This window comes from Nocardiopsis quinghaiensis, from assembly GCF_008638365.1.
Lineage (GTDB): Bacteria > Actinomycetota > Actinomycetes > Streptosporangiales > Streptosporangiaceae > Nocardiopsis > Nocardiopsis quinghaiensis.
On record NZ_VWVU01000057.1, the window covers coordinates 1 to 2297 of the forward strand.

Sequence of the window (2297 nt, forward strand, 5' to 3'; positions counted from 1 at the left end):
CCGACACCGACGAGTTCGCCGACCTGACCCAGGAAGCGCTGGCGAAGATGCTGCGCCCGCTGGGGGTCGTGTCCAAGGGTGTATGGGCTCCCAAGGTCGAGGACCCCGAGACCAAGACGACCCGCCAGGGATATGAGAAGGAGGCCGTCCTGGCGGCTCTGGAGAGGGTCTAGAACAACCCCTTGGCGGGGCCTAGAACTAGCCCCTCAGGGCCTAGATCCTAGGCCCCGCACCTAGAAACCAAAACCCTGTCTGACCTGCTCTCTTGGCCTTCTGGGGCCTCTAGGGGCACCCCCGAACCCCTCTCTGCGGACCGCTGCGGAGAGGGGTTCGCTGCCTACCCGGGTGGTGGCTCTGCTCTTCGGTTCCAGCCGACGGGCGGAGGGACTGCCCGGTCCACACACAACGACGGCCCCACCCTCGCTTACAGGCACCGGGTGGGGCCGTCTCTCTCCGATCAAAGAGAGGACCACATCCTATGCGCGCCTTCGTTCGCCGCTGGACTCGTCTCGCCCCGATTACCACTGAGCGGCAGTGCCACTGCGGGGACTGGTACGACCCCTCCGACCCGATGGCCAGCTACCCGCACAACAACCACTGACCGAGCCCGAAGGGGCCGGAACGTCACGAGGTGGCGTGCCGGCCCCTTCCCCCTTGCACAGACCAAGAACCCGGAGGAACCTGCGATGCCCGCACCTGACACCAAGCCCGTCCCGGTCTACGCCGAGAGCGACCGCGAGGACCTGATCGAGGCCACCGGGGCGTTCAGCGTCCCGATCCGCGACATCGTCCACCACGAGATGGGCGAGGACTGGGACCTGTACGGCGACACCCCCACCGAGATGACGCGGTTGGAGTACCGCCTGGACCAGATGGAGGCGGCGGTGGCCAAGAGCCGCCAGGCCCTGGCCTTCATCCATCGGCGGGCCCGGGTGCGTGCCCTCTGGGAGCCGACCCTGCGCAAGGAGAACATCCCCACCACCGACAGCGGCGGGGCCCTGGCCGACGACGTCAACGACTTCACCCGCGCCCTGTTCACGGCCGAACGCGAGACCGACTGCACTCTGGCCGCCGTCCTGAACTGCCCGGGGGTGGCGATGTGGGTCGACATACTCATCGACCGCGTCACCACCCCTGAGACCAGCGACGAAGCCCTGGAGAACGCCAGCAACCGGATCACAGGCGTCCTGGTCGGCATCATCACCGCAGTGATGGACCTGGCCGATGCTCACCCCGGGGTGGCGCCCTGACGTTCGCTCCCAGGACTTGAGTGAAAACGAAGGGGTCGGGGCGTCACAACCTTGGCGTCTCGACCCCTTCTCCCTTGTAGACAGCCTGCTCGTAAGGAGAGAGATGGCCGCGTTCTCACCGGTCGACTACGCCCTGGCCGCCGCCCGGCGCGGTTGGCCCATCTTCCCGCTCACCCCGAACTCGAAGAAGCCCCCGCTGGTCAAGGCCTGGGAGAGGGCCGCGAGTACCGACCCCGAACGGATCCGGTCCTGGTGGCAGCGGTGGCCGGAGGCCAACTACGGCATCGCCACCGGCCCGGCCGGGCTCGTGGTGGTCGACCTGGACGTGCCCAAACCCAACCAGACCCCGCCACCGCAGTGGGCGCTGCCCGGTGTCACCGACGGCGCCGACGTCCTGGCGGTCCTCGCCGAACGCGCCGGACAGGCGTTGCCGACGGACACCTTCACCGTGCGCACCCGCCGGGGTGGCACACACCTGTACTTCACCCACCCCGCCGGGCCCCGGCTGGGCAACACCAGCGGAGACCAAGGGTCCGGCCTGGGCTGGCTGGTCGACACTCGCGCCCACGGCGGATACGTGGTCGGCCCCGGCTGCCCGGTCACCGCTCCGGACGGCACGGGCCGCTACGAGGTCATCGACCGCGAAGACCCCGCTGAGCTACCGGAATGGATATGGAGCCTGCTGCGCAGGCCCGTTTCCCCGGATCGGCCCGCCGCCGCGCCCGTCCCGTCTCCGGGGCCCGCGAGCGACGTGCTATCCGCGATCACCACCGATGACCGGCGCCGTGTCGCCTACGTCAGGGCTGCGGTGACCGGCGAGCTAGCCAGGGTTCGGCAGGCGCCACCCGGCACGCGCAACGAGAACCTCTACATCGCCGCCGCCTCGCTGGGCCAGCTCGCCCGCGAGGGCCTGCTGAACACCGGCTGGATCCAGGACGCCCTGCGAGGCGCCGCCTTGGAAGCCAACACCTCCGGCGATCCCAACCCGCCCCGCGAGATCGACGCCACGATCCGCTCCGGCCTGGCCAAGGGTCTACGAGAACCCCG

The 2297-nt window shown here is 69.4% G+C and carries 3 protein-coding genes; all 3 read left to right on the forward strand.

The annotated features are described in order from the left end of the window. Positions 1–478 precede the first annotated feature (478 nt). Positions 479–601, forward strand: a complete 123-nt coding sequence (locus FYX01_RS27140; RefSeq protein WP_263363824.1) for a hypothetical protein — start codon at positions 479–481, stop codon at positions 599–601. 85 nt (positions 602–686) lie between these two features. Further along, entirely contained in the window at positions 687–1250 is a 564-nt protein-coding gene (locus tag FYX01_RS25930; RefSeq protein WP_150246490.1) for a hypothetical protein, read from the forward strand. A 103-nt stretch (positions 1251–1353) separates the two neighbouring features. After that, the coding region (locus tag FYX01_RS25935) for a bifunctional DNA primase/polymerase (protein WP_150246493.1) at positions 1354–2297 on the forward strand (944 nt) is incomplete at its 3' end.

Excerpts from the sequence above, each read along its gene's own strand:
- FYX01_RS25930 (WP_150246490.1), top strand. The coding sequence starts at position 687 with ATGCCCGCACCTGACACCAAGCCCGTCCCGGTCTACGCCGAGAGCGAC.
- FYX01_RS27140 (WP_263363824.1), top strand. The coding sequence starts at position 479 with ATGCGCGCCTTCGTTCGCCGCTGGACTCGTCTCGCCCCGATTACCACT.